Genomic DNA, 21,649 nt, shown 5'->3' with positions numbered 1-21,649 from the left:
CAGTTCTATTATTTTTTATTCCTGAATGGAATGAATAGTAATGAATGATATTGAAATTATTATCTAGTAAGACTCTATAACAAAACAAATATAAATAAAACAATTTTTCAATCCAAAAATTACATGTAAAGTTTTTGTTGCTCTTTATCGTGTTTGTAATAAGGAGTTTGTGCTTGTTTACTATTCGAAATAGCAATGTTTTGCTTGTAAAATGGGGGGAGGAGAAGAATACAATTTAGAAGGAGTAATTATTGCAGAGGATCTAATGATTCTTAAATATGGTTGAAAAGCTTTCATTGCTCTTAAGTTCTTCATTTGCAGTCATAAAAAAAACCATCCTATTGGATGGTTTTTATTTTGTATAAAAGTAATACGAATTAGTCGATAACTCTTACGTTAACGGCATTCATACCTTTTTTTCCACGCTCAGAATCGTACTCAACTCTATCGTTTTCACGAATTTCGTCTACAAGACCTGTTGAATGTACGAAGATGTCTTCACTTGAATCGTCTGGCTTAATGAATCCAAAACCTTTAGATTCGTTAAAGAATTTTACTGTTCCTTCCATTGTAATGTTTTTTAAAATAATAAAATGTTCGTTTAAGGTCTTAAATCTTAATTAATTGCCAGTAACAGTTCTATTATTTTTTATTCCTTGATGGAATGAATAGTAATGAATGATATTGAAATTATTATCTAGTAAGACTCTAGAACGCGACAAAGATAGATAAAAATTTTTTCTATCCAAGAATAATAGGTGAAGTTTTTGTTTTAATTAAAATCCGGAGGTTTTGTTCGAAAAAGGGGGGGGATTGTGGCTTCACTTATTAGGAAAGGGAATTTATCGTTGCTAGTTTAAATTATTGAATTAAAAGCTCTCTTGCTCCAGTTTGAATATTGTTCTTCATTTATAGTCATAAAAAAACCATCCTATTGGATGGTTTTTATTTTGTATAAAAGTAATACGAATTAGTCGATAACTCTTACGTTAACGGCATTCATACCTTTTTTTCCACGTTCTGAATCGTACTCAACTTTATCGTTTTCACGAATTTCGTCAATAAGACCTGTTGAATGTACAAAGATGTCTTCACTTGAATCGTCTGGCTTAATGAATCCAAAACCTTTAGATTCGTTAAAGAATTTTACTGTTCCTTCCATTGTAATGTTTTTTAAAATAATAAATTTGACGTTTAAAGACTCTAAATTTTAGTAATTAACAGTAACAAACTTATTATTTTTATTTCAAAAGAAACAAATAGTAATGATTGATATTGAAATTAATAGTGAAGAATAAATCTCCATTAAGACTTTTAAACATTGCAAAGTTATATAAAACTTTTACGCTATCCTAACTAAGTACCCAGATAGTTTTAAATTGGAGTGTGGAATTGTAAAATATATTCCTGCTAATTTAATTGCAACTATCATACCGCTGTTATATAGCACGTTATGATTCGCGTAGTGCCAGGTGTTTTGATTCTTTAAGTCTATATTAACAAAGAAAGTAGACTCTTTTATTGATCTAATTCGCCAAATACTCTTTTTAAGATGTCGTTCACTCTTTTCAAAGGGTCTTTTCGGATGAGTTTTTCTTCGTCTGCGACTTTAAGAAATAGTGCACTAAGAGCTCTGTCTGTTACATACGCATCTAGTTCTGTATTTACTGTTTCTAAGTTGGCTAACTTGCCTGCAAAACTACCTGCTACCGTATTGTAGTTTTGTGTTAATAGGCTCCACGATTCATTTGTTGATAGATTGGCTATTAGTTTTTTATCAAGAGATGCCTTCACTTTGGGCATAAATAGTTCTTTTAATTTATCTTGAGTCTTATTTTGAAGATATAATGTTGCTGCATTATCCTCCCCTTTAAGTATGCCAAATGCATCAGCTATAGTCATTTCGGTAATTGCTGCTACAAATATTGGTGTCGCTTCGGTAACGGCGTCTTCGGCGGCACGGTTAAGTCGAACAACTACTTTTTCAATTAGCTGTTCTCCTCCTGGAATTAGGTTGATGTTCTTGGTAATGCTTTGTGCTTCAGGAGGTAGTAGTATTTTAACTAACTCGTCTTTATAGAAGCCATCCTGTAAGGATAAAACATTTGAAGCATTTTTACTCCCAACTTTTAGGGCTTCTTTTAATCCAGTGCTTACATCAGTGCTAGTTAAAGGTGCGGTTTGTGTTTGTGCATACTGATCGATGAACGGTTGTAGCTCAGCGCAAGATGCAAATAGTAAACTAAATAGGACAATGGTGATTTTTTTATTCATAAGGTATGCTTTTAATAAGCTGTTTATTTTTTAAAGTACCAAGGTATCAAAAAAAAATGATAGAATATTCACTAAAAAATCCCCATAGATAATATCTGAAGGTATTAAATGAGCTTGTTTACTTGCCGTTCTTTTTTGGTTAATGTTTGCATAAAATCTTCCCTTTTTCGTAGAGTAGTTATTCTTTTTAGTAAGGTTTTCATACTTACTTCTATTTTTTGTAAACTAATTTTATAGGGCATGACTATAATAAGATTTTATTCAATTATAGGAAGGAAATACTCAATACAAACAGGCTTTTTCATTCTACTTTAATTGATTGCAAATTGAGGTGTTATTAATTTTGCTACATCGAAACTTTTCCTGAAATTTGATTTCCTCTAAAAAGGAGGTATGGATTGACGATTAAATTGGATACTATGAAGTGGATTTTATTACTTGTAAATTGGGCTGAAGAGGAAAAGAAAAGATTTTCATCGGATAAGGAAGCTATTCACGAGTTTGCTAATTGGTTCTCTCATGGACTCGGATTCGTTTTTGGTATTCCGGCCGGTTTGTGGTTGTTAAATATCGCTTACGAAACACAAAATATTAATGGTTTTATTGCGTGTTTATTATTTGTAATTGCTTTTAATTTACTTTATGCATCTTCGTCTGTGTACCATTATATGGTTGGACATCCCAATCGAAAACTATATCGAAAGTTCGATCATATCAGCATTTTCTTTATGATTGCAGGAACTTACACTCCTTTTCTTGTTATTTATTTGAATAATCAAGTAGGAAGACTTTATTTAATGGTTTTGTGGGGATTGGTTGCTATTGGAATCATTTATAAAATATTTTTATTAGGAAGATATCGGTGGATTTCTCTCCTACTTTACCTATTTATGGGCTGGATACTCTTCTTTAATTTTTCGGCCTTTAGTGCGTCTTTGCCAGCCATTTGTTTGCAATGGATCATTGCAGGTGGTGTATTTTATATGTTGGGTGTGATTTTTTATGTGTGGAGAAAATTACCATTCAATCATTTTATATGGCATTTGTTCGTATTTGCAGGTAGTATTTCTCACTTTATTGCGGTTTATTATTGTATTTTGTAAATGAGGCTGACTCGAAATAAGAATGTGAATTCGGGGGAATTGCGATTTTTCTATGGACGAGAATCACTATGTCTGGTTTGAGTTTAAAACAGCCTCATGAATATTTTAGTTGAGTCTAACAAACTCTGCAGTTTTGAACATACCAGGAAACAGAATGTTCCTTGTTGTCAACCAATTCTTGAATTATTTTTCGATCATCCCAAACGGCACAGCAAGAGGTGGACTGGTTTAGGGCTTTTGTTAATTTCGACCAGCGTTCCATGATTTCCAAGCTTAGTAAATTTTCGTACTCTTTAAATGCTTCGATAGCGCAGGAGCCACAAAAATGTACTTGGTTTTCAAGAGGTTGCAGGTTTTCATTTTTGGTAAAAATGTGATCGCCAACCTTAAAAAATTCGTTTTCCTTTAACTGAAGAGTTAATTTTAAGTCAATTGTAGTCATGGGTTTGGAGATTAGGATTTACTTCTTTTTTTCTTTATTTATATTTAGAGTTTGTGTATTTATCTCCTGATAATCTGAATGTTCTCGTTGATATTTAAAAATACGTAATTTTTGGCTTCCGGAAAAATAAAAGATTATTAAGGAAGTAATTCTTTATTTGGCGCATAAAAAAAGCTCTCGACAGAGAGCTTTAGGATATGGTATTTTTGATTTTTAATTAATCGATTTTTTGTAATTGAACCGTGAAGTGTCGCATTATTGGAGCTTCGTCAATAATTTTAAATCCATGTTTAATCTCTTTTCTACGATCGAAAACATTTTTGAGCGCGACTGCAATTACATCCATATGGTTGTTCGTATATGTTCTTCTAGGAATAGCTAAACGAAGTAACTCTAAGGCTGGGTAACGATTCTCTCTTGTTTCTGGATCTCTGTCGGCTAATATCGCCCCAATCTCAACGCCCCTAATTCCAGCTTCAAAATACAATTCACAACCTAAAGTTTGTGCCTGATATTCTTCTTTTGGAATGTGAGCTAAAATCTTTTTAGCATCAACAAAAATAGCATGGCCACCAATTGGTTTTTGAAAAGGAATGCCAAATTCTTCCAATCTAGCACCTAGGTATTCTACTTGCTTAATTCGAGTTTCAAGATATTCAAATTCAGTTCCTTCGTCGAGTCCTTGTGCCAATGCGTTCATATCACGCCCCGACATTCCTCCATAGGTAACATAGCCTTCGAACATGATATTGTACGTAGATGCTTGCTTCCAAAGGTTTTTATCTTTCATACCAATAAATCCACCCATATTTACAATAGCATCTTTTTTCGAGCTCATGGTAGCCATATCAGCATATGTATACATCTCTTTCACGATTTCTTTAATCGTTTTATCTTGATATCCTTCTTCGCGGATTTTAATAAAGTAAGCATTTTCAGCAAAACGAGCAGAATCGAAACAAACCGGAACTTCATATTTGTCGGCCAGTTTTTTAACTGCTTTCATATTAGCCATCGAAACTGGTTGTCCACCGGAACTATTACAAGTAACTGTAACTATAATCATTGGAATTTGTTCTTTTGGATAGGTAGAAAGAACAGACTCTAGTTTTACTAGGTCGATATTTCCTTTAAAAGGATGATCGATTACAGTATCAAAAGCTTCGTCAATTGTACAGTCAACCGCTTTTGCTTTTCGAAACTCAATATGTCCTTTGGTGGTGTCGAAGTGTGAGTTTCCCGGAACAATATTTCCTTCTTTAACTAAAACCGAGAACAATACATTTTCGGCAGCTCGGCCTTGGTGAGTAGGTAGGAAATGATCAAACCCCATGATGTTTTTAATCGCTTCTTTCATATTGTAGTAGGAGCGTGCACCTGCATAACTTTCATCCCCCAACATCATTGCCGACCATTGTTTATCGCTCATTGCTCCTGTTCCCGAATCGGTTAGTAAGTCAATAAATACTTGGTCACTTTTCAAATTAAAAAGGTTGTAATTAGCTTCTTTTAACCATTGTTCTCTTTCTTCACGAGTACTTTTTTTGATGGTTTCAACCATCTTAATTTTATATGATTCTGCGAATGGTAATTTCATAAGTTTATGTTTTAAATATTTGTAATTGAGGAATTTATCGCCTGCTTAATCTTACTGTAGACAGAAGATTTTAAATAGGAGACCTATTCATGACATTTTATTGGAGTATATGCCCACGTAATTATCTATGGAATGTAATTATTCCCTATCAATAAAGTACTTTTAAGATGTATGCGTAAAAATTTGGGGCAGGATGCCTCCTAACGAGTTTAGAAGTGAAACTCGTCTCTATTTTTAATATTAAGATAGACTTTGTGTGTCAGTTTTGGAAGTTGATACTTTGTTTCCATGATTTCTGATTTGCTACTATTGTCAAAATTAGAATAAATTTTGCTGAATAGAAAGAAGAATAGAATATTTTGTGCAAACGTTTGTTTCTGAAGAAAGCATACAAATCTTGACTAAGTGACAATAAATTGAGTTAATTGACTGTTATTATTCTTTTTATAAAGAAATAATTTCAACAAATTTGCAAGAGCCAAGTTTTCTTGGTAAAATTCTTACTTGATAAGATTTTCCATTAGCCATATAACTATTTAAAGAAGTAAAAATCATTGTCCTATGATTAGAGGTTTTTGTGTTTTGTTAATTCTGCTTCAGTCACTAGTTTCGTTTTCGCAACGAAATGTTAAGAAAGATTCTGTTTTCCCCAAAAATATAAAAATGGAGAAATCGACTTATCAATTGAAACAAAGTAAGTCTGATTCAATCAAGTATTATTCTAATGATTCAGTTTTGAATTTACTTGTAGATCCTTTGCATCATATCGATAATGTAGGGTTTCGATTTATTGTTCGCGAATTGGAAATGAATTATGCAAAGAAGCATCATCATCAAACAGATTCAGTACAAGATGCAGTGAATACTCTTTTGCAATACGTTAAAAATGATAGTATTCGCAATATGGTTTACTATCTGAAAGAATATATCGAAACGCGTACTACGGAAGAGGCACTCCGAAAGGTAAAAAAGCAAATGGCATTGGAGAAGGTATTGAGTTATCAGCCAGAATTATCAAAGCCCGAAGAGTTGGATACCGATGATGCATGGAAAGCACATGCTATGGAGGAATTGTATGGGTATGTTGAAAATGATCCGGTTCATCAATGGATTCGTGAAATTAGTAGAGACTCCGTTCTTTTAGGAGTGAAAAATTATCAGAATGATTCTATAAAATTCTGGATTAATAATGGGAAACAGGATTTTAAACGGTTTTGGTTAAAGAAAAATAGGAGAGACTCAATTGGAATATGGGTTCAGAATACCAATGACCGATCGGTTCGTATTCTTGTAGATGATGATGTATATCAGCAATCGGTTCAGAAATCCAAAATGAGAGGAACCAGAGTAAAGCTGGAAGAAAAAATTGCTAGCGATCAGTATAGTTTGGCTAAACTTGGAAAGTATAAACGTTATTCTCAAAAATGGAAGTTGGGGGCTACAGTTGGCTTATCATTCAATCAAGGCCACGTAAGTGATAGTTGGGCAGGCGGAGGAGAGAGCTCCATCGCAACGATATTTACCACCAGTGGTTTTATAAATTATAATTCGGGTAATCATACTTGGGAAAATAAACTAGATGTGAAATATGGCTTGTTAAAGTCAGGAGATAATAGTTTTCGTAAAAACGAGGATAGAATAGAGTTTAATACCAAATATGGACAAAAGGCGGTAAAAAAATGGTATTATTCGGCATTGTTTAATTTACGAACACAAGCTGTTCGGGGCTATACATACGCTAACGATGAGAGTAGGACTTTAAAGTCGAGCTTTTTTGCTCCTGCATATATAATTGCTTCGATTGGTATGGATTATAAGCCAAAGAAGGATTTTTCGATTTTATTATCCCCAATTGCGGCTAAATATACCATAGTACGAGATACTAGTTTAATTGATCAGACTGTTTTTGGTGTTGATGAAGACAAAAAAGTGAAAAAGGAAGTTGGATCTTATGTTAATATTTTTCATAAGGTGAAATTTTGGGGTGATTTAAGTTTAGAAAACAAATTAACTCTATATTCCAACTACGCAATGAAACCAAAAAATGTAGATGTAAATTGGGAACTCACATTTTTGATGCCAATTAATCAATACCTGTCCACAAAATTATCTACCCATTTAATATCCGATGATGATACGGGATCAAAAGTGCAGTTTAAAGAGAATCTTGAAGTAGGAGTCAGCTATCGGTTTTAGTGGTTATTTAGAACTATAATTGTTACTAAATTCGATGTAAAAGATGTTCTAAAACCTTTTTTACTTACTATAAAAAACACTATTTTTCCGGTCTAAATTTAAAGCGTAAATCGATGAGTTTAATTTATAGAGTACCAGGAGTTGGAAAAATTGAGATCGACACTTTAGTCGTTGATTCGAATGGAACATTAACTGTAAGAGGTGAAATTGTACCTGGAGTAATTGAAAAAATTCAACGCCTGCAATCTTTTGGCGTAAATGTAGTGATGATTTCTTCGGATCAAAGAGGAAAAGCACGTGAACTATCAGATGCAACCGGAGTTGCTTACTATGAGGCAAATAATTCAAGAGAAAAAGAAGATATCTTACTATCATTAGGAAGTAATAATGTTGCTGCTATTGGTAATGCTCGTATTGATATTGGTTTATTTGTTCAGTCAGTGGTATCTATTGCGACCCTTCAGGGAGAAGGAATTCATAAGGATATTATTGACCATGTGGATGTTATCGTTCCTTCTATTAACGATGCTTTAGACTTCTTTTTAGATGAAGATACATTTATAGCTACTATGAAACGGTAATCGTTTCTTTATAAGACATTTAAAATCTCCTTTTTTGGAGATTTTTTTTTGCATTTTTATAGATAAAGTTTACTTTTTAAGAAATTATAGGTTATGAATATGTTTTTGCTTCTTGTTTCGTTGATTGCGATTGGTTTCGGAATCTATTGGTATTTTATTCATATCCCTAATTACACAGGGTATGTTTCAATTGGAGGTGAGAATTTAAAGAAATATTGCAAAGCCGAAGATTTATTTGCTTTAACAAAAAATCCGGTTGATGATATTTGGATAGTAGATACTCGCGAGGAGGAATTCTTTTTATTAGGACATATTCCTACCGCAATTAATTTACCTTTTGATGAAATAGAGAATCGATATGCTGAATTTCCTTTAGGAAAGCAATTGATTTTTTATTGCGATATAAGTTTAAAGTCGCAAAGTGTTATTAACTTTTTAGAGGAAAAAGGACATACTCAAATGCTGAATTGGGGGAAATACAAATTCTGGACCTATCCGGAAGTTGTAGAAGAAACCATTTCATTCTAAAGTAATTCTTTATAGATAGTAAGGTTTTCATCATCGAAAATACAAAAGATAATTTTACGAATTGATTTTAGATGTTTTGCTTCCGATTGAATGGTTTTAATCGCTATCTCCGCAGCATCTTTTTTTGGGAAACCATAAACTCCGGTACTGATATTTGGAAAAGCAATGCTTTCTAGATGCATATTCTCGGCTATTTGGATACTATTTCGGTAGCAATTTTTGAGTAGCTGTCTCTCGTTAAATTGTCCTCCTTTCCAAATGGGTCCAACGGTATGAATAACATGCTTTGTTGGAAGTCGGTATGCTTTAGTTACTTTGGCTTCACCAGTATTGCAACCATTTAGGTTTCTACATTCTTGCAATAATTCAGGTCCAGCGGCTCGATGAATTGCTCCATCTACACCAGCTCCGCCAAGTAGACTTTCATTGGCTGCATTTACAATGGCATCAACAGTTAGTTTGGTTATGTTCGCTTTTGCGATTAAAATTTCCATTATTGTTGAGAATTAAAGTTTAAATGACTGTTTTTCAGCTTATAATTGCATAAAACTGATTTGCAATCCCTAAATTTATAAATTAGCTTAAAATTAATAATTCAAAATCATTATAAAAAATGATTCCGAAATCGATTGCAATTCACTGATTGTGAAATTGTTTGTTCGAGATTAAAAAAATATTTTTACTTTAGCCGAGCTAGCCAAGCAAATTGATTGAAATATATTAAATTGACAATTATGAAAAGAGTATTAGTTGCAACCGGAGGTGGTGATTGCCCAGGGTTGAATGCTGTAATTCGCGCCGTGGTGAAACGTGCAGCTCAAGAAAAAGATTGGGAAGTAGTTGGAAGTATTCAGTCTTTCGATGGAATACTAAAAGAACCAACAGAGATAAAAATATTAGATGATGCTGCTGTAAAAGGAATCCACTACCAAGGTGGTACTATAATTGGAACTACTACTAAAGGTGGTCCATTTGCTTGGCCTGTAAAAAATAAAGATGGTTCTTGGGGATCTGCCGACCGTTCGGATGAGATGATTCGCAAACTGCAATACCTAGGCATCGATGCTGTTATTAGTATTGGTGGTGATGGTTCTCAGAAAATTTCGCAAGCACTTTACGAAAAAGGATTAAACATTATTGGGGTACCTAAAACCATTGATAACGACCTTTCGGCAACCGATTTTACTTTCGGTTATCAAACTGCAGTTCAAATTTGCACCGAAGCTGTTGATAAGTTAAAAACAACTGCAGCATCTCATAACCGTGTTTTTATTTTAGAAGCTATGGGACGTGATGCGGGATGGATTGCTTTAAGTGCTGCGATTGCAGGAGGAGCAGAAGCTTGTTTGATTCCTGAAATTCCTTATGATATTAAAAAAATTAAGGAAAAATTAGATACTCGTTTTCTAAAAGGAAAAGGTTTTGGTATTATCGTTGTTGCTGAAGGAGCTATGCCGAAAGGTGGTTCTGCTTTGGCCGCACAAAGTACCGAGGTGGGAAATCCAAACTTAAAATTAAGTGGTGCCGCCGATCGTTTGTTGGTTGAATTAAAAGCTGCTGGTGTTGAAGCTGATATTCGTACAACTGTATTAGGTCACCTACAACGTGGTGGTATTCCTTTGGCTTATGATCGTGTGTTGGCTACTCAATTTGGAGTAAAGGCATTCGAAATGGTATTGGAAGGAAAATTTGGTCAGATGGTGGCTTATCGTCATCCTGAGGTGGTTGGAGTTCCTCTTCCTGAGGCAATTGGAAAACAAAACCTTGTTGATCCAAAAGCTAACCTAGTGAAAACAGCAAAAGGTGTTGGTATCGCATTTGGAGACTAATTCTGTTGCTAAAGATATACAACCGGAGTCCTTATGGATTTCGGTTTTTTTTATGCTTTTAATTATTCAAAAAATCGATGTTTCCATTCTGGTTTGGGAATCATACATTGGTTTTTTTTACCAAAGCATTTGTATCTGTTTTTTGAGATTCGATCGTAAACCCAATCGGAAATTCTTCTTGGTACGAATTTTAAAAAGTAAAACACTCTCCAAGGATATGTTAAATGTTTGCTTAGTTCTAATACAGCAATGCTTTTTGTATACACTTGTTGGTTTTCGATAAGGATGATAGTACTTAATTTTGAACTTGGGAGATGGTATTGTAAAAGTAATTCTTTGGCAAAATTGGATTGAAGTGATGCGAAATGTAAATTTTCTTTTTGGTTATAAGCGAGTAAAAACCGAACAGAAGTTGTACATAAGTTACAAACTCCATCGAATAGTACGATAGGGTTTGAATAATTTTGATCTGATTGGATATGTTGCATATAACTATTGGTGAAACAGTTTACAAGACAAAATGTTCATCCCTTTAGTAGATAAAATTAAAAATAAATCCGACACAAAGAATTCCAACGTCAACAATTCCAACAAATGCGAATATCAAAGGCATTTTTAATACCTTTTTAAGGATTATAATTTCTGGTAAGGACAAACCAATTACCGACATCATAAAAGCACGAACAGTTCCCAATGCGGCATCCTTTTCAATTAAAACGCTTACGATTGGAATAATTCCAGCCGCACTAGAATACATGGGAATCCCGATAAGGATGGATTATGGGACAGAATACCATGCTGATTTTCCCATAAGTTTTGCCATAAAATCTTCAGGAACATAGTCGTGAGCTGCAGCTCCAATTGCTACACCAATAACTATGTAGAGCCATATTTTACCAACAATTTCTTTTACTGTATCCCAGCCAACTTTAACTGGTTCGGAGAAAGTTATTTTGGTTTCATTGGTACCGGATTGCCTTGTTTTCACCTCAAAAACCCATGCTTGTACATATTTTTCAAGTTTTAGAATTCCAATTAAATAGCCAGCAAAAATGGTAATAAGTAAACCTGTTAAGGTGTAAATAATTGCAGTTTTCCACCCAAATAATCCAACCAGCATAATTAGGGCTATTTCATTTACCATTGGAGCCGCAATAAGGAAACTAAAAGTAACTCCTAAAGGTATACCTGCCTCTACAAGTCCCAAAAACAAAGGAATTGCAGAACACGAGCAAAAGGGAGTTAAAACACCAAGCATTGCAGCCAAAATATTTCCCATAAAAGTGGATTTGCCAGCTAAAGCTTTTCTGGTTTTTTCAGGAGAAAAAATAGCTTCGGATAATGCCAACACCAAATATTATAAGTACTAGTAAGAGCAATACTTTAGGTACCTCAAAAATAAAAAAGCGCAAGGTTTCGGATAAGTGGGGTCCCTTTTGCATCTAAAAATCGGATATGTTTTGCAGATTTACATACAGTAAATACCAAACCAGTAGTAAAAGTAATGCAAGTATAAGTTGTTTTCTATTGGTGCTTTGTATTTTGTGAAAAAGGAAAATTTTGGAAATAAAATTAAGCTTGGTTTGTTGTGTTTTTATCGCGGACTCAAATAAATTCCATTAATGTGCATAAGTAAGATATCAATTATTGATATTTGAATATGGAATTGTTTTCAAGCTCCCTCATTTTGCCGTTTGTTTTTCGCATTAGGAAAATCAAAAATGGAAAGAATAAAAGCAGTATCCATGGGATATTAACCATTAAGATAAAATCGTAAACTCCATGAAAAAAGAAAGGAACGATAAAGGCGAGTGTGAAAAACTGGACTCTTTTGCGAGCCGAAAAACGCGACAAACCCAAATAATAACCCATCATGATTCCAAACATGGCATGCGCTGGAACGGCGGTAAAAGCTCTTGATAAACCGGTTTCCATTCCATGAGAAAATACATACATCATGTTCTCTACTAGTGCGAAACCTAGAGAAACAAAAACAGCATAAACAATACCATCGAATCGTTCGTTAAAATTAGGGTTTTTCCAAATTAGGAGGTAAACGGCTAGTAATTTAAAAGCTTCTTCGCACAGTGCCGCTACTAAAAAAGCATTGCCAAATGCATCTCCAATTTGTCCCCAAAGAAAAAGAGGATAGACAGCAGAAACTGCCTGCTCAGCAAAAATAACTGGTATGGTGATGATCATGCCTGCACCAAGACCTTTCATTAAAAGCCTTATTGGTTCTTTTTCGTATTTGTCACGATAGTAAATGTAGAATAAAATAATAGCTATTGGTGCAACAGAGACAATAAGGAGATTCATAGATTTTGTAGTGGTGAAAAAAAATTAAATTCATGTTGATTTATTGCAATTAGGCAGCGAGTATCCATCTGTGGATAATTGTGATTCTAACTATTTTGTAATAAAATCAATTTTGTTTTTGTTGTGAAAGTTACGAATTTAGAAAAAGCTCCTTAGCAAACAAAATAGATTGCATGTAAATAAGAATTATCAAACCAAATAGGGGGGAGAGCTTACTTTTTTATTCACTATCAACTACTTGTTATTGTTGTTTTTATATGGCTTTTTTTTTTGCTTGTTGCTGATGTGTAGGTAAACAAGAAAATGTTTCCTGTTAGCTTGGTAAACTGAAATAAAAAGAGCTTCCCTTGCCAGGCTTACTTACCAGCCAAATTTCACCTTTTAACATTTTTACAAATGCTTTTGAAATAGCTAAGCCAAGACCCGTTCCTTGATGCACTCCAGAGGTGGAAACATCGGCTTGCATAAAACGCTCAAAAATCATTTTTTGTTTGTCTTCCGGAATACCAATTCCAGTATCGGTAACATAAAATATGTATTGATTGTTTTCTAATTTGCATCCACATTCAATCGAACCTCTTTCAGTGAATTTGAATGCGTTACTAATTAGGTTGATTAATATTTGCTTTAGTTTTACTTTGTCGGTTTGAATTATAGTTTCTTCAAGTAAATTTTGTAAGCGAAGATGGAGCTGGATATGTTCTTTTCCAATACGCTTTCGATATTCATTGTAGAATAGATCGAGTTCAGTACACAAATCCTTTAAATCATATTCTTCGATGTGTGTGGTGGATTGTCCCGATTCAATTTTTGAGATATCGAGTATCCCATTTATAATTTCGAGCAAATCGTTGCAACGCTGATTAATGATTTGGGAGAATCGTTCTAATTTTTGTTTGTTATTGAAATTATCATTTAGTAAGCTCGAGAAACCCATAATCGCATTCATAGGAGTACGAATTTCGTGGCTCATATTTTGAAGAAATGCTGTTTTTAAATGGTCGGTTTCTTCTGCTTTTTCTTTGGCTTCGGTTAGCTCTTGTTCTAATTGCTTTCGGTCCGAAATATCTATCTCAATACCGTCACTGCAAGTTAATCCTTTTATTTTTCGAGGGTTAGAAGTAAAATAAGACCATCGGATACTACCATCGGGATTTATTATTCGTGCTTCTGCTTTAAAGGGGATCATGTTTTTTATGGACTCTTGTTCCATTTCTAAGAAATGAGCCTTATCTTCTGGATGAATTTTATTGTAAATTAAGGATGCATCCATTTTTGCTTCCTTAACACTGCAACCATAAAATTTTTCTACGGCATCACTTATGTAGTTAAGTTTTCTATTCTGCCCATCAGTGGTTACTACCTGATAAAGCATTCCATTCATAAGGTTGTTTGCGATTAATTTTAATTGCTTTTCTCCCTCTTCCGATCTTTCTTTCTCGTTTTGTAACTCTTTGTTTATGTGGTTAAGGTCTTTATTAATTTGTTGGTAATCTTTGTTCTGTTTTTTAATCTTTTCGCTATTTTCTTGCAACTTTATTTCAGCATACCTTTGTTCGGTTATGTCTTCGTAGGTTCCCAGAATACCTATAATTTCAATCTGATCGTTGTAAATTGGGACTTTATTTGTTCTTAACCATGCATGTTTCCCATTGGCGTGCAATTGTGGTTCTATAATTCGATATTCTGCAACGCCACTTTCTATTACTCGTTTGTCAACTTTCACAAAAAAATCAGCTTCTTCCTTCTGCCAAGCCAAATCATAATCTGTTTTCCCTACAATTTCGATGGCAGATTTTAATCCAGCAGCAAGTGCAAAATTTTCATTGCATCCCATGTAAACAGAATTGCAATCTTTCCAAAAAATAAACTGAGGAATACTATTCATAACCATTTCAAGCATCTTTTTTGATTCATATAAAGATGCTTCTGATTTTTTCTGAATGCTAGTTTCTTTTTCTGTTAGTTGTTTGGAAGTATTGTTTTGTACCTGCATCTTTTTGATGATGGAAAGGAGTTCTTTCTTCGTTTTATTCGTATAATCCATAAGATTTATATTGAGCGATAAAACAGGTAATAGAATTTAAACTAAGGTGGTAATTAATGTTAGATGCTAACTACTATTTCTAATTTCTAAGGTACATATTAATTTTCAGAAAGTGAAATTTGAATAAGTTTTAAAAAGTTCTGAAACTTTAGGAAAAGGAGTTTTTATTTGGTGTTGAAAGGTAGGGATAGATGGTAATTTGGAGCAATAAAAATATTGTTAAATACAAAAAAAAGTCAATTCTTATAAGAATTGACTTTTTTGTATGGTTAATTATTACTTATACTTCGCAGGAATTGCCCATACAGTTTGGTTTTACTTCTGGTTGTTTCATCAGCTTTAAACGTAGAGCTAAAAAATAGAATTGGCAACCAATACAAATTCCAAATGCTGTTTCGATAAACATCAATAACATGCAGAGTAGACAAAGCATACATACCGATTCAAAAATAGCAGGATCGCTTTGTAAAGGAATCGATAGAAAAAATACAATAGCAGAAAGCGTTAAGCCTAAACTCCAAGCGAATCTTTTTTGAATGGCACCAATGTATATTGGTTCTTGTTTAATCACGATAAGACGTGCTATAATATTTGCTGGAGCGTATTTCGGATTAATGAAAACACTAATGGCAAAGTTGAGTACGATAAATCCTGAAACGTAAGGGATAGGAGCGTACTTCTTGAAAAATACTGCTGCGATTAAGGTCACAAAAATCGTCAGGAACAACAATCCTGCTGTGGCACGAACTTCTCTCTCGTTTAAAACTTTATAGCTAATTCCATCTACGTATTCTCCAAAACTAAATCTTGACATTTTCGGTATATTTAATATTAAAAATCGGATTGCAAATTACTGAAAATACCTTTAGCGATTAAATTGAAAGAGTTAAGCAAATGTTAAAGTAGGAGAGCTAACATACATCTTAACTATCAGCATTAGTTAAGATAGATAAAAAAAAGCCGACTCCATTAGGAATCGGCATTCAAATAATATCTGGTTACAATTAACGAAGTTCGGCTCCCAATTGTTTTTCGTAGCTCTTAATTAGCTTTTGCATGATCTTATCAATCTGCTTGTCTTCTAATGTTTTTTCAGTGTCCTGAAGAATGAAACTTACTGCATACGATTTTTTATCTGCACCCAATTTTTCACCTTCGTAAAAATCAAATAAAGAAACTGATTTTAAGAGATTTTTTTCGCAATTGAATGCAATGGTTTTAATTTCTGCAAAGCTGGTTGCTTTGTCAATTAGTAAAGCCAAATCGCGCTTAACAGCAGGGTATTTAGGAATTTCGGTGTAAGCAACTTTGTTTTTAGTAGCTTCTCCAATTAGCATTTCCCAATCGAAATCAGCATAGTAAACAGGAACGTCAATGTCCATTGCTTTTAAAATTTTACCGCTAACCATTCCAACTTCCACCAATACTTTTTTCTTCACACCATAGCTTAAACCTTCGGTAAATTGGTCGTTCTCAAGTTCATTAATTCGTAATTTTTCGATCTGAAAACCTAAACGTTTCAATACATTTTCAGCGAAAGCCTTTAGGTGGAAGAAGTTGGTAGGCTCTTCTTTTAAATTCCAGTTAGTTGCCGTTTTATTTCCACACATGAAAACGCCCAAGTGTTCTTTTTCGAAATAATTATCAACCGGATTTTCGTTTTCTGGATTCACAAAGTGTTGGTACGATTTACCAAACTCGTAGAATTTTAAATCCGTATTTCTGCGGTTAATATTGTAAGCAATACATTCTAAGCCACCAAATAGAAGACTTTGGCGCATTGCATTTAAATCGGAACTAAGCGGGTTAAAAATACGAACGGTATTTTCTAGTTTCAGACTTTCCAATCCTTCGTAGTAGGAAGTTTTGGTTAGCGAATTGTTCATTATTTCGTTAAAACCACTATATGATAGTAAGTCGGCAATGGTATTTTTTAATTTGTGTTCGTCCGGTTTTGGAGCATAGCTTAAGGATGCATTTACTTTGCCGGGAACTTCTACATTATTAAAACCATAAATACGCAATACTTCTTCTACAATATCGGCCTCGCGTTTTACGTCAACACGATACGGAGGAACAAGTAGATTCAATGTATCTCCATCTTCTTTTTCAATACCAATTTCTAGCGCAGTTAGAATATTTTTAATAGTTTCTTTGCCAATTTTCTTTCCAATTAGGCGTTCGATACGATCTACACTCACTTCCACTTTAAAATCGGCAACTGGGTTTGGATAGATATCAATCACTTCGGACGAAATACTACCACCAGCAATCTCTTTGATTAAAAGAGCAGCACGTTTCATTGCATAAATAGTGTTGTTAGGATCTGTACCACGTTCAAAACGGAACGATGCATCGGTGTTTAAACCATGACGACGAGCTGTTTTACGTACATATACTGCATCAAAATAAGCACTTTCAAGGAAAACTGAATTAGTTGTTTGGCTAACACCAGATTCCAATCCACCAAATACCCCTGCAATACACATTGGTTCTTTAGCATTACAAATCATCAAGTCGTTTTCGTTCAATTCTCTTTTTGCTTCATCAAGCGTTGTGAATTGAGTTCCGTTAGCCAGTGTTTTAACAATTACTTTATTTCCAGCAATTTTAGTGTAATCGAACGCATGTAATGGCTGACCGGTTTCAAATAACACATAGTTGGTGATATCTACAACATTGTTAATTGGTTTTAAGCCGATTGCTTTTAAGCGATTTTGTAACCATTCTGGTGATTCGGCTATGGTAATTCCACTAACACAAACTCCCGAGTAACGGTGACAAGCTTCTTGATTTTCAACAAGTACTTCAATAGGAGTATTATTGTTTTCAACTTTAAAGGCTTCTACCGAAGGGGTTTTATATTCTATATTTTTTTGTTGCTTTAGGTAAGCAGCCAAATCTCTGGCAACACCAATGTGCGATGCTCCATCAATTCGGTTTGGAGTTAAATCAATTTCAATGGCAATATCATCTTCTACATTAAAATATTTAGCAGCTGGAGTTCCTACCACTGCATCGGCAGGCAATACCATAATTCCATCGTGATCGGTGCCAACGCCAATTTCGTCTTCGGCGCAAATCATTCCTAAAGAAACTTCGCCTCTTATTTTCGATTTTTTAATGGTAAAGCTTTCGTCACCATCGTATAAAACAGTTCCAACTGTAGCAACTACCACTTTTTGTCCGGCAGCAATATTGGCTGCGCCACAAACAATTGGTAGTAATTCTGCGCCGTTTACATCAACACTTGTGATGCTCAAATGATCAGAATTTGGATGCGGAATGCAAGTTTTTACTTCACCAATAACCAAACCTTCCAAGCCACCTTTAATGGATTGAATTTTTTCGATTCCACCAACTTCCAAACCAATTTGAGTTAGAATGTCATCCATTTCAGCAGGCGTAAGATCAATATCAATGTAATCTTTCAGCCATTTGTATGATACCTTCATTGTATGTGTGTTTTTTCAGATAATTTTCAATGTAAAAAAGAGGAATGTAAAATGTCGCCATTCTTCTTCAAGCTTACAAAAGTAGAAATTTTACCTCCAAGTAACAAGTAGGATAGGAGCTTAAAATTGGAAAGCTTTTTAAAATAGTAGCTTTAAAGATTTGGAAAGTGCAACGCTAGGTAAGGCGAAGAAAAAAGGAGTTTAAATTTACTGGAGAATGAACCGGCAAGTATGCCGAAGTTCACTGTGAATTTTCTTTCTTTTTGGTGGCTTTTCGTTTTTTTATTAGTACAGCATTTAATTTTTTTATATGCTTTAGGAACTCTTTGGTTTTCTTTTTTGGTGAAACACTTTTTTAATTAAGTGTTCTAGGAAATTGATAATTGCCTCGAATTCGAATATATTTGTAGGATTATCAAAATAAAAATATGAGCGAGCTGAAAGAAAAACCAATTATACTTGTTACGAACGACGATGGACTTAATGCTAAAGGGATAAAGGCTTTGGTTGCTATGGTGAAAGATTTTGGAGATATTTATGTGGTAGCCCCAAATCGATCCAACTCAGGAAAATCAAATTCTATTACGGTTGAAGTTCCTATCCGAATTAAAAAAGTTAGGGATGAGAAGAACCTGCATATTTATAGTTGTAAGGGAACGCCAGTTGATTGTGTTAAGCTTGCATTAAATAAAATACTTCCAAAAAAGCCGGATTTTCTGGTTTCCGGAATAAATCATGGTGCCAATACTTCGGTAAGTGTTTTGTATTCTGGAACTATGGGTGCAACAATCGAAGGATGCATCAATGGAATTCCTTCGGTAGGTTTTTCCTTAGATGTATTTGCAGCTGATGCTGATTTTACTCAGTCTGTGCAATATGGCCGTAAAATATTTTCTAATTTGGTAAAAAATGGATTGGCCACTGGTGTTTGTTTAAATGTTAATTTTCCGAAAGGTGAATTGAAAGGAATTCGCGTTTGTCGTCAGGCAATTGGTAGATGGAATGAGGAATTTGACCATAGGCAAGATCCTTTTGGAGGAGATTATTATTGGTTAACCGGACAGTTTATAAATGCAGAGCCGAATAATGAGGAGACCGATGAGTGGGCTATTAAAAATGGATATGCATCGGTAGTTCCTACCCAAATTGACATGACAGCTCATGCATTAGTTGCGGATTTAAAAAAATGGGATTATGAAGTCTAGAATCAATTCAACTACTTTAGGATTGATTATTGGAATTTTGGTTCCTCTTCTTTCCATTCTACTCGTGTTTGCGGTGAAGTTTCAAGCCGAAATGAGTTTGAAAACATTTATTGACAGTTTGTTGGTTCATAAAATCTATACGAAAGTACTGGCACTTGGCGTGTATTTTGGAAACATCGTTTTCTTCTTTCTGTTTATTAAAACAGATTTTTTAAAGGCTGCCAGAGGCGTATTGTTGGCAACTATTTTGTATTCTTTTGCGATCCTGATTTTTCGTTTTGGAATGTAATTGTATAGAGATTAGATATCAAACAGTAATGTGTAAATAATCTGACCTCTCAAATCTATCTTTAAAATGAAATACTATATCATCACAGGGGAAGCATCTGGGGATCTTCACGCATCGAACTTAATGAAGGAGTTGAAAATTCAGGATTCAAAAGCTGAATTTCGATTTTGGGGAGGAGATTTAATGCTGGCTCAAGGTGGCGAATTGGTAAAGCATTATCGCGAAACTGCATTTATGGGTTTTTTGACCGTGATGAAGAATTTGGGCAAGATAAAAGCTAATTTTTCACTCTGCGAAGAAGATTTACTTGCATTTAAGCCCGATGTATTAATTTTAGTTGATTATCCTGGTTTTAATTTGCGAATGGCAAAATTTGCAAAAAAACGTGGAATTCGTGTGCATTATTACATTTCGCCTAAAATATGGGCATGGAAAGAGTCGCGAGTGAAAAAGATAAAGGCTTATGTGGATAGAATGTTTACTATTTTTCCATTCGAGACTGAATTTTATCAGAAGCATAATTACGAGGTGAGTTTTGGTGGAAATCCATTATTAGATGCTATTGAGAACCGCCCAAATAAAGAGGAGGGTTTTCCCGATTTTATAAAGAGAAACAAGTTAAGCGAAAAACCAATTGTTGCTCTGCTTGCTGGTTCTCGTAAGCAGGAAATTGAGCGAGTATTGCCGGTAATGTTGGAATGTGTAACTTCTTTTCCCGAGCATCAGTTTGTAGTTGCTGCTGCACCAGCTATCGATCCAGAATTTTATGCTTCTGTAGTGGGAAATCAAAATGTGCAGTTTGTATACGGACAAACCTATGATTTATTGCAACAATCGCAAGCTGCTGTTGTTACATCTGGAACTGCAACTTTAGAAACAGCATTGCTACGTATCCCTCAAGTAGTGTGTTATCTTACCGGAGGAGGAAAGCTGTTGTTCACTATTGGAAAACGACTTTTAAAAGTGAAGTATATTTCGCTGGTGAATTTGATAATGGATCGTTTGATTGTGAAAGAATTGATTCAGCATACCTGCAACAAAGAGATGATTACTCAGGAGTTAAATCAAATTCTTTTCGATAGAGAGTATCGCAGTCAAATGCTGCACAATTATCAGCTTTTGAATGAAAAATTAGGAGGAGCAGGAGCATCGGCTCGTTTTGCTAAAATGATTTATGAAGATTTACAGTAATAAATAAAGTTGGACTGAATTATTTATTATCTAGCTCTGTATTAATCTATTGTATCGTAGGTGTGTGGATGCTAACTATAGCCGATAATTTAAAAAAATAAAACTACCTACAATAAAGAAGAGAATTCCAATACTTACAGCAAAACTAATCCAAGCCCATTTTGTTTTATCTTTCTGTTCCATTTTTTCAAACTCTTTAAAATAGCTTAAGTATTTATCACCCTTAAATACTAAGAAGTAATTAATGATTATTGATAAGATAATCAGGATGATGAAGTGGTAGAGTTGAAGATTCAGTTCTTTTTGAATTATTCCTGAAAAGATGTTTATTACTCCAAAGCAGAGCAGGAAAAATAGTGTGTAGATTGCTCCTCCTGAAACAATACTGCTCAAACCTATATCAGGTCTTTGAAATGCCTTGTTTACTTCTTTTATGGGGTTAATTCCTTTTTTTGCAAAATGTCTTTTTGCGAAGGGTAGCTTATAAAGAAATAAGATTGGGTTTATTTTATTACAAAATAGATGAAATTGATTATGAGCTTTGTAAATGAAATAATGAATAAGATTCCAAAATCGTTCCATAAGAAATAGTT

At 34.1% G+C, this 21,649-nt stretch carries 20 protein-coding genes and 1 pseudogene; 8 read left to right on the top strand and 13 right to left on the bottom strand.

Annotation, left to right across the window (positions count from 1 at the left end; translation table 11 throughout):
- Positions 1 to 377 precede the first annotated feature (377 nt).
- The 3 genes from BZG02_RS03490 to BZG02_RS03480 all read right to left on the bottom strand — a co-directional run bounded on the left by BZG02_RS03490 (position 378) and on the right by BZG02_RS03480 (position 2,274).
- Entirely contained in the window at positions 378 to 569 is a 192-nt protein-coding gene (locus BZG02_RS03490) for a cold-shock protein (RefSeq protein ID WP_101260023.1), read from the bottom strand.
- A gap of 401 nt (positions 570 to 970) precedes the next feature.
- On the bottom strand, positions 971 to 1,162 hold the full coding sequence (locus BZG02_RS03485; RefSeq protein WP_101260022.1) for a cold-shock protein: 192 nt from the start codon (positions 1,160 to 1,162) through the stop codon (positions 971 to 973).
- A 356-nt stretch (positions 1,163 to 1,518) separates the two neighbouring features.
- Complete coding sequence (locus BZG02_RS03480) at positions 1,519 to 2,274, bottom strand: DUF4197 domain-containing protein (RefSeq protein WP_101260021.1); 756 nt, start codon at positions 2,272 to 2,274, stop codon at positions 1,519 to 1,521.
- Between the two features lie 419 nt (positions 2,275 to 2,693).
- On the opposite strand from BZG02_RS03480, the gene trhA reads away from it, so the two are divergent.
- Positions 2,694 to 3,377: a PAQR family membrane homeostasis protein TrhA gene (trhA, locus tag BZG02_RS03475; protein WP_101260020.1), complete on the top strand. Its 684-nt coding sequence runs from the start codon at positions 2,694 to 2,696 to the stop codon at positions 3,375 to 3,377.
- A gap of 115 nt (positions 3,378 to 3,492) precedes the next feature.
- On the opposite strand, the gene BZG02_RS03470 is transcribed toward trhA, so the two are convergent.
- Together BZG02_RS03470 and tnaA are read right to left on the bottom strand one after the other, a co-directional pair.
- Complete coding sequence (locus tag BZG02_RS03470) at positions 3,493 to 3,819, bottom strand: hypothetical protein (protein ID WP_101260019.1); 327 nt, start codon at positions 3,817 to 3,819, stop codon at positions 3,493 to 3,495.
- 217 nt (positions 3,820 to 4,036) lie between these two features.
- Complete coding sequence (tnaA, locus tag BZG02_RS03465) at positions 4,037 to 5,416, bottom strand: tryptophanase TnaA (RefSeq protein WP_101260018.1); 1,380 nt, start codon at positions 5,414 to 5,416, stop codon at positions 4,037 to 4,039.
- A gap of 663 nt (positions 5,417 to 6,079) precedes the next feature.
- Between tnaA and BZG02_RS03460 the strand changes: the two genes are divergently transcribed.
- The 3 genes from BZG02_RS03460 to BZG02_RS03450 all read left to right on the top strand — a co-directional run bounded on the left by BZG02_RS03460 (position 6,080) and on the right by BZG02_RS03450 (position 8,721).
- On the top strand, positions 6,080 to 7,612 hold the full coding sequence (locus BZG02_RS03460) for a DUF3078 domain-containing protein (RefSeq protein WP_180335616.1): 1,533 nt from the start codon (positions 6,080 to 6,082) through the stop codon (positions 7,610 to 7,612).
- Between the two features lie 113 nt (positions 7,613 to 7,725).
- The gene (locus BZG02_RS03455) at positions 7,726 to 8,193 is read left to right on the top strand and encodes an HAD family hydrolase (RefSeq protein WP_101260016.1); all 468 of its coding nucleotides are present in this window, start codon (positions 7,726 to 7,728) and stop codon (positions 8,191 to 8,193) included.
- A gap of 93 nt (positions 8,194 to 8,286) precedes the next feature.
- Positions 8,287 to 8,721, top strand: a complete 435-nt coding sequence (locus BZG02_RS03450) for a rhodanese-like domain-containing protein (protein WP_101260015.1) — start codon at positions 8,287 to 8,289, stop codon at positions 8,719 to 8,721.
- Here BZG02_RS03450 and BZG02_RS03445 read toward each other — a convergent pair.
- On the bottom strand, positions 8,718 to 9,215 hold the full coding sequence (locus tag BZG02_RS03445; RefSeq protein WP_101260014.1) for an O-acetyl-ADP-ribose deacetylase: 498 nt from the start codon (positions 9,213 to 9,215) through the stop codon (positions 8,718 to 8,720). The two genes, BZG02_RS03450 and BZG02_RS03445, sit on opposite strands and share 4 nt — an antisense overlap.
- Before the next feature lie 240 nt (positions 9,216 to 9,455).
- On the opposite strand from BZG02_RS03445, the gene BZG02_RS03440 reads away from it, so the two are divergent.
- Positions 9,456 to 10,550 carry a 6-phosphofructokinase gene (locus tag BZG02_RS03440; protein ID WP_101260013.1) on the top strand — a complete coding sequence of 365 codons (1,095 nt, stop codon included), beginning with the start codon at positions 9,456 to 9,458 and terminating at the stop codon, positions 10,548 to 10,550.
- 62 nt (positions 10,551 to 10,612) lie between these two features.
- Here the strand turns inward: BZG02_RS03440 and BZG02_RS21280 are convergent, their stop codons facing one another.
- The 6 genes and pseudogenes from BZG02_RS21280 to pheT all read right to left on the bottom strand — a co-directional run bounded on the left by BZG02_RS21280 (position 10,613) and on the right by pheT (position 18,371).
- Entirely contained in the window at positions 10,613 to 11,038 is a 426-nt protein-coding gene (locus tag BZG02_RS21280) for a thiol-disulfide oxidoreductase DCC family protein (RefSeq protein ID WP_101260012.1), read from the bottom strand.
- A gap of 44 nt (positions 11,039 to 11,082) precedes the next feature.
- Positions 11,083 to 11,898: pseudogene (locus BZG02_RS21100) on the bottom strand (permease).
- Between the two features lie 296 nt (positions 11,899 to 12,194).
- Positions 12,195 to 12,869 carry a PrsW family glutamic-type intramembrane protease gene (locus BZG02_RS03425; RefSeq protein ID WP_101260011.1) on the bottom strand — a complete coding sequence of 225 codons (675 nt, stop codon included), beginning with the start codon at positions 12,867 to 12,869 and terminating at the stop codon, positions 12,195 to 12,197.
- Positions 12,870 to 13,182: 313 nt separating this feature from the next.
- On the bottom strand, positions 13,183 to 14,916 hold the full coding sequence (locus BZG02_RS03420) for a PAS domain-containing sensor histidine kinase (RefSeq protein WP_101260010.1): 1,734 nt from the start codon (positions 14,914 to 14,916) through the stop codon (positions 13,183 to 13,185).
- Positions 14,917 to 15,196: 280 nt separating this feature from the next.
- Complete coding sequence (locus BZG02_RS03415; RefSeq protein WP_101260009.1) at positions 15,197 to 15,730, bottom strand: DUF4395 domain-containing protein; 534 nt, start codon at positions 15,728 to 15,730, stop codon at positions 15,197 to 15,199.
- 190 nt (positions 15,731 to 15,920) lie between these two features.
- On the bottom strand, positions 15,921 to 18,371 hold the full coding sequence (pheT, locus tag BZG02_RS03410) for a phenylalanine--tRNA ligase subunit beta (protein WP_101260008.1): 2,451 nt from the start codon (positions 18,369 to 18,371) through the stop codon (positions 15,921 to 15,923).
- 428 nt (positions 18,372 to 18,799) lie between these two features.
- Between pheT and surE the strand changes: the two genes are divergently transcribed.
- From surE to lpxB, 3 genes are all read left to right on the top strand, one after another.
- Entirely contained in the window at positions 18,800 to 19,576 is a 777-nt protein-coding gene (gene surE, locus BZG02_RS03405) for a 5'/3'-nucleotidase SurE (protein ID WP_101260007.1), read from the top strand.
- On the top strand, positions 19,566 to 19,865 hold the full coding sequence (locus BZG02_RS03400; RefSeq protein ID WP_101260006.1) for a hypothetical protein: 300 nt from the start codon (positions 19,566 to 19,568) through the stop codon (positions 19,863 to 19,865). The genes surE and BZG02_RS03400 overlap by 11 nt, the downstream gene beginning before the upstream one ends.
- 66 nt (positions 19,866 to 19,931) lie before the next feature.
- Positions 19,932 to 21,056, top strand: a complete 1,125-nt coding sequence (lpxB, locus tag BZG02_RS03395; RefSeq protein ID WP_101260005.1) for a lipid-A-disaccharide synthase — start codon at positions 19,932 to 19,934, stop codon at positions 21,054 to 21,056.
- Positions 21,057 to 21,131: 75 nt separating this feature from the next.
- Here the strand turns inward: lpxB and BZG02_RS03390 are convergent, their stop codons facing one another.
- Positions 21,132 to 21,638: a hypothetical protein gene (locus BZG02_RS03390; RefSeq protein WP_101260004.1), complete on the bottom strand. Its 507-nt coding sequence runs from the start codon at positions 21,636 to 21,638 to the stop codon at positions 21,132 to 21,134.
- Between the last annotated feature and the right edge of the window lie 11 nt (positions 21,639 to 21,649).

Origin of the sequence: Labilibaculum filiforme (genome assembly GCF_002843315.1) — a bacterium.
Classification (GTDB): Bacteria; Bacteroidota; Bacteroidia; order Bacteroidales; family Marinifilaceae; genus Labilibaculum; species Labilibaculum filiforme.
The sequence above is the reverse complement of the archived record's forward strand: the minus strand, read 5'-3'. Positions and strand labels throughout refer to the sequence as shown.

What these genes read in the sequence shown, in the direction of transcription:
- BZG02_RS03490 (WP_101260023.1), bottom strand. Translation starts at nt 569, where the DNA reads ATGGAAGGAACAGTAAAATTCTTTAACGAATCTAAAGGTTTTGGATTC.
- BZG02_RS03485 (WP_101260022.1), bottom strand. Translation starts at nt 1,162, where the DNA reads ATGGAAGGAACAGTAAAATTCTTTAACGAATCTAAAGGTTTTGGATTC.
- BZG02_RS03480 (WP_101260021.1), bottom strand. Translation starts at nt 2,274, where the DNA reads ATGAATAAAAAAATCACCATTGTCCTATTTAGTTTACTATTTGCATCT.
- trhA (WP_101260020.1), top strand. Translation starts at nt 2,694, where the DNA reads ATGAAGTGGATTTTATTACTTGTAAATTGGGCTGAAGAGGAAAAGAAA.
- BZG02_RS03470 (WP_101260019.1), bottom strand. Translation starts at nt 3,819, where the DNA reads ATGACTACAATTGACTTAAAATTAACTCTTCAGTTAAAGGAAAACGAA.
- tnaA (WP_101260018.1), bottom strand. Translation starts at nt 5,416, where the DNA reads ATGAAATTACCATTCGCAGAATCATATAAAATTAAGATGGTTGAAACC.
- BZG02_RS03460 (WP_180335616.1), top strand. Translation starts at nt 6,080, where the DNA reads ATGGAGAAATCGACTTATCAATTGAAACAAAGTAAGTCTGATTCAATC.
- BZG02_RS03455 (WP_101260016.1), top strand. Translation starts at nt 7,726, where the DNA reads ATGAGTTTAATTTATAGAGTACCAGGAGTTGGAAAAATTGAGATCGAC.
- BZG02_RS03450 (WP_101260015.1), top strand. Translation starts at nt 8,287, where the DNA reads ATGAATATGTTTTTGCTTCTTGTTTCGTTGATTGCGATTGGTTTCGGA.
- BZG02_RS03445 (WP_101260014.1), bottom strand. Translation starts at nt 9,215, where the DNA reads ATGGAAATTTTAATCGCAAAAGCGAACATAACCAAACTAACTGTTGAT.
- BZG02_RS03440 (WP_101260013.1), top strand. Translation starts at nt 9,456, where the DNA reads ATGAAAAGAGTATTAGTTGCAACCGGAGGTGGTGATTGCCCAGGGTTG.
- BZG02_RS21280 (WP_101260012.1), bottom strand. Translation starts at nt 11,038, where the DNA reads ATGCAACATATCCAATCAGATCAAAATTATTCAAACCCTATCGTACTA.
- BZG02_RS03425 (WP_101260011.1), bottom strand. Translation starts at nt 12,869, where the DNA reads ATGAATCTCCTTATTGTCTCTGTTGCACCAATAGCTATTATTTTATTC.
- BZG02_RS03420 (WP_101260010.1), bottom strand. Translation starts at nt 14,916, where the DNA reads ATGGATTATACGAATAAAACGAAGAAAGAACTCCTTTCCATCATCAAA.
- BZG02_RS03415 (WP_101260009.1), bottom strand. Translation starts at nt 15,730, where the DNA reads ATGTCAAGATTTAGTTTTGGAGAATACGTAGATGGAATTAGCTATAAA.
- pheT (WP_101260008.1), bottom strand. Translation starts at nt 18,371, where the DNA reads ATGAAGGTATCATACAAATGGCTGAAAGATTACATTGATATTGATCTT.
- surE (WP_101260007.1), top strand. Translation starts at nt 18,800, where the DNA reads ATGAGCGAGCTGAAAGAAAAACCAATTATACTTGTTACGAACGACGAT.
- BZG02_RS03400 (WP_101260006.1), top strand. Translation starts at nt 19,566, where the DNA reads ATGAAGTCTAGAATCAATTCAACTACTTTAGGATTGATTATTGGAATT.
- lpxB (WP_101260005.1), top strand. Translation starts at nt 19,932, where the DNA reads ATGAAATACTATATCATCACAGGGGAAGCATCTGGGGATCTTCACGCA.
- BZG02_RS03390 (WP_101260004.1), bottom strand. Translation starts at nt 21,638, where the DNA reads ATGGAACGATTTTGGAATCTTATTCATTATTTCATTTACAAAGCTCAT.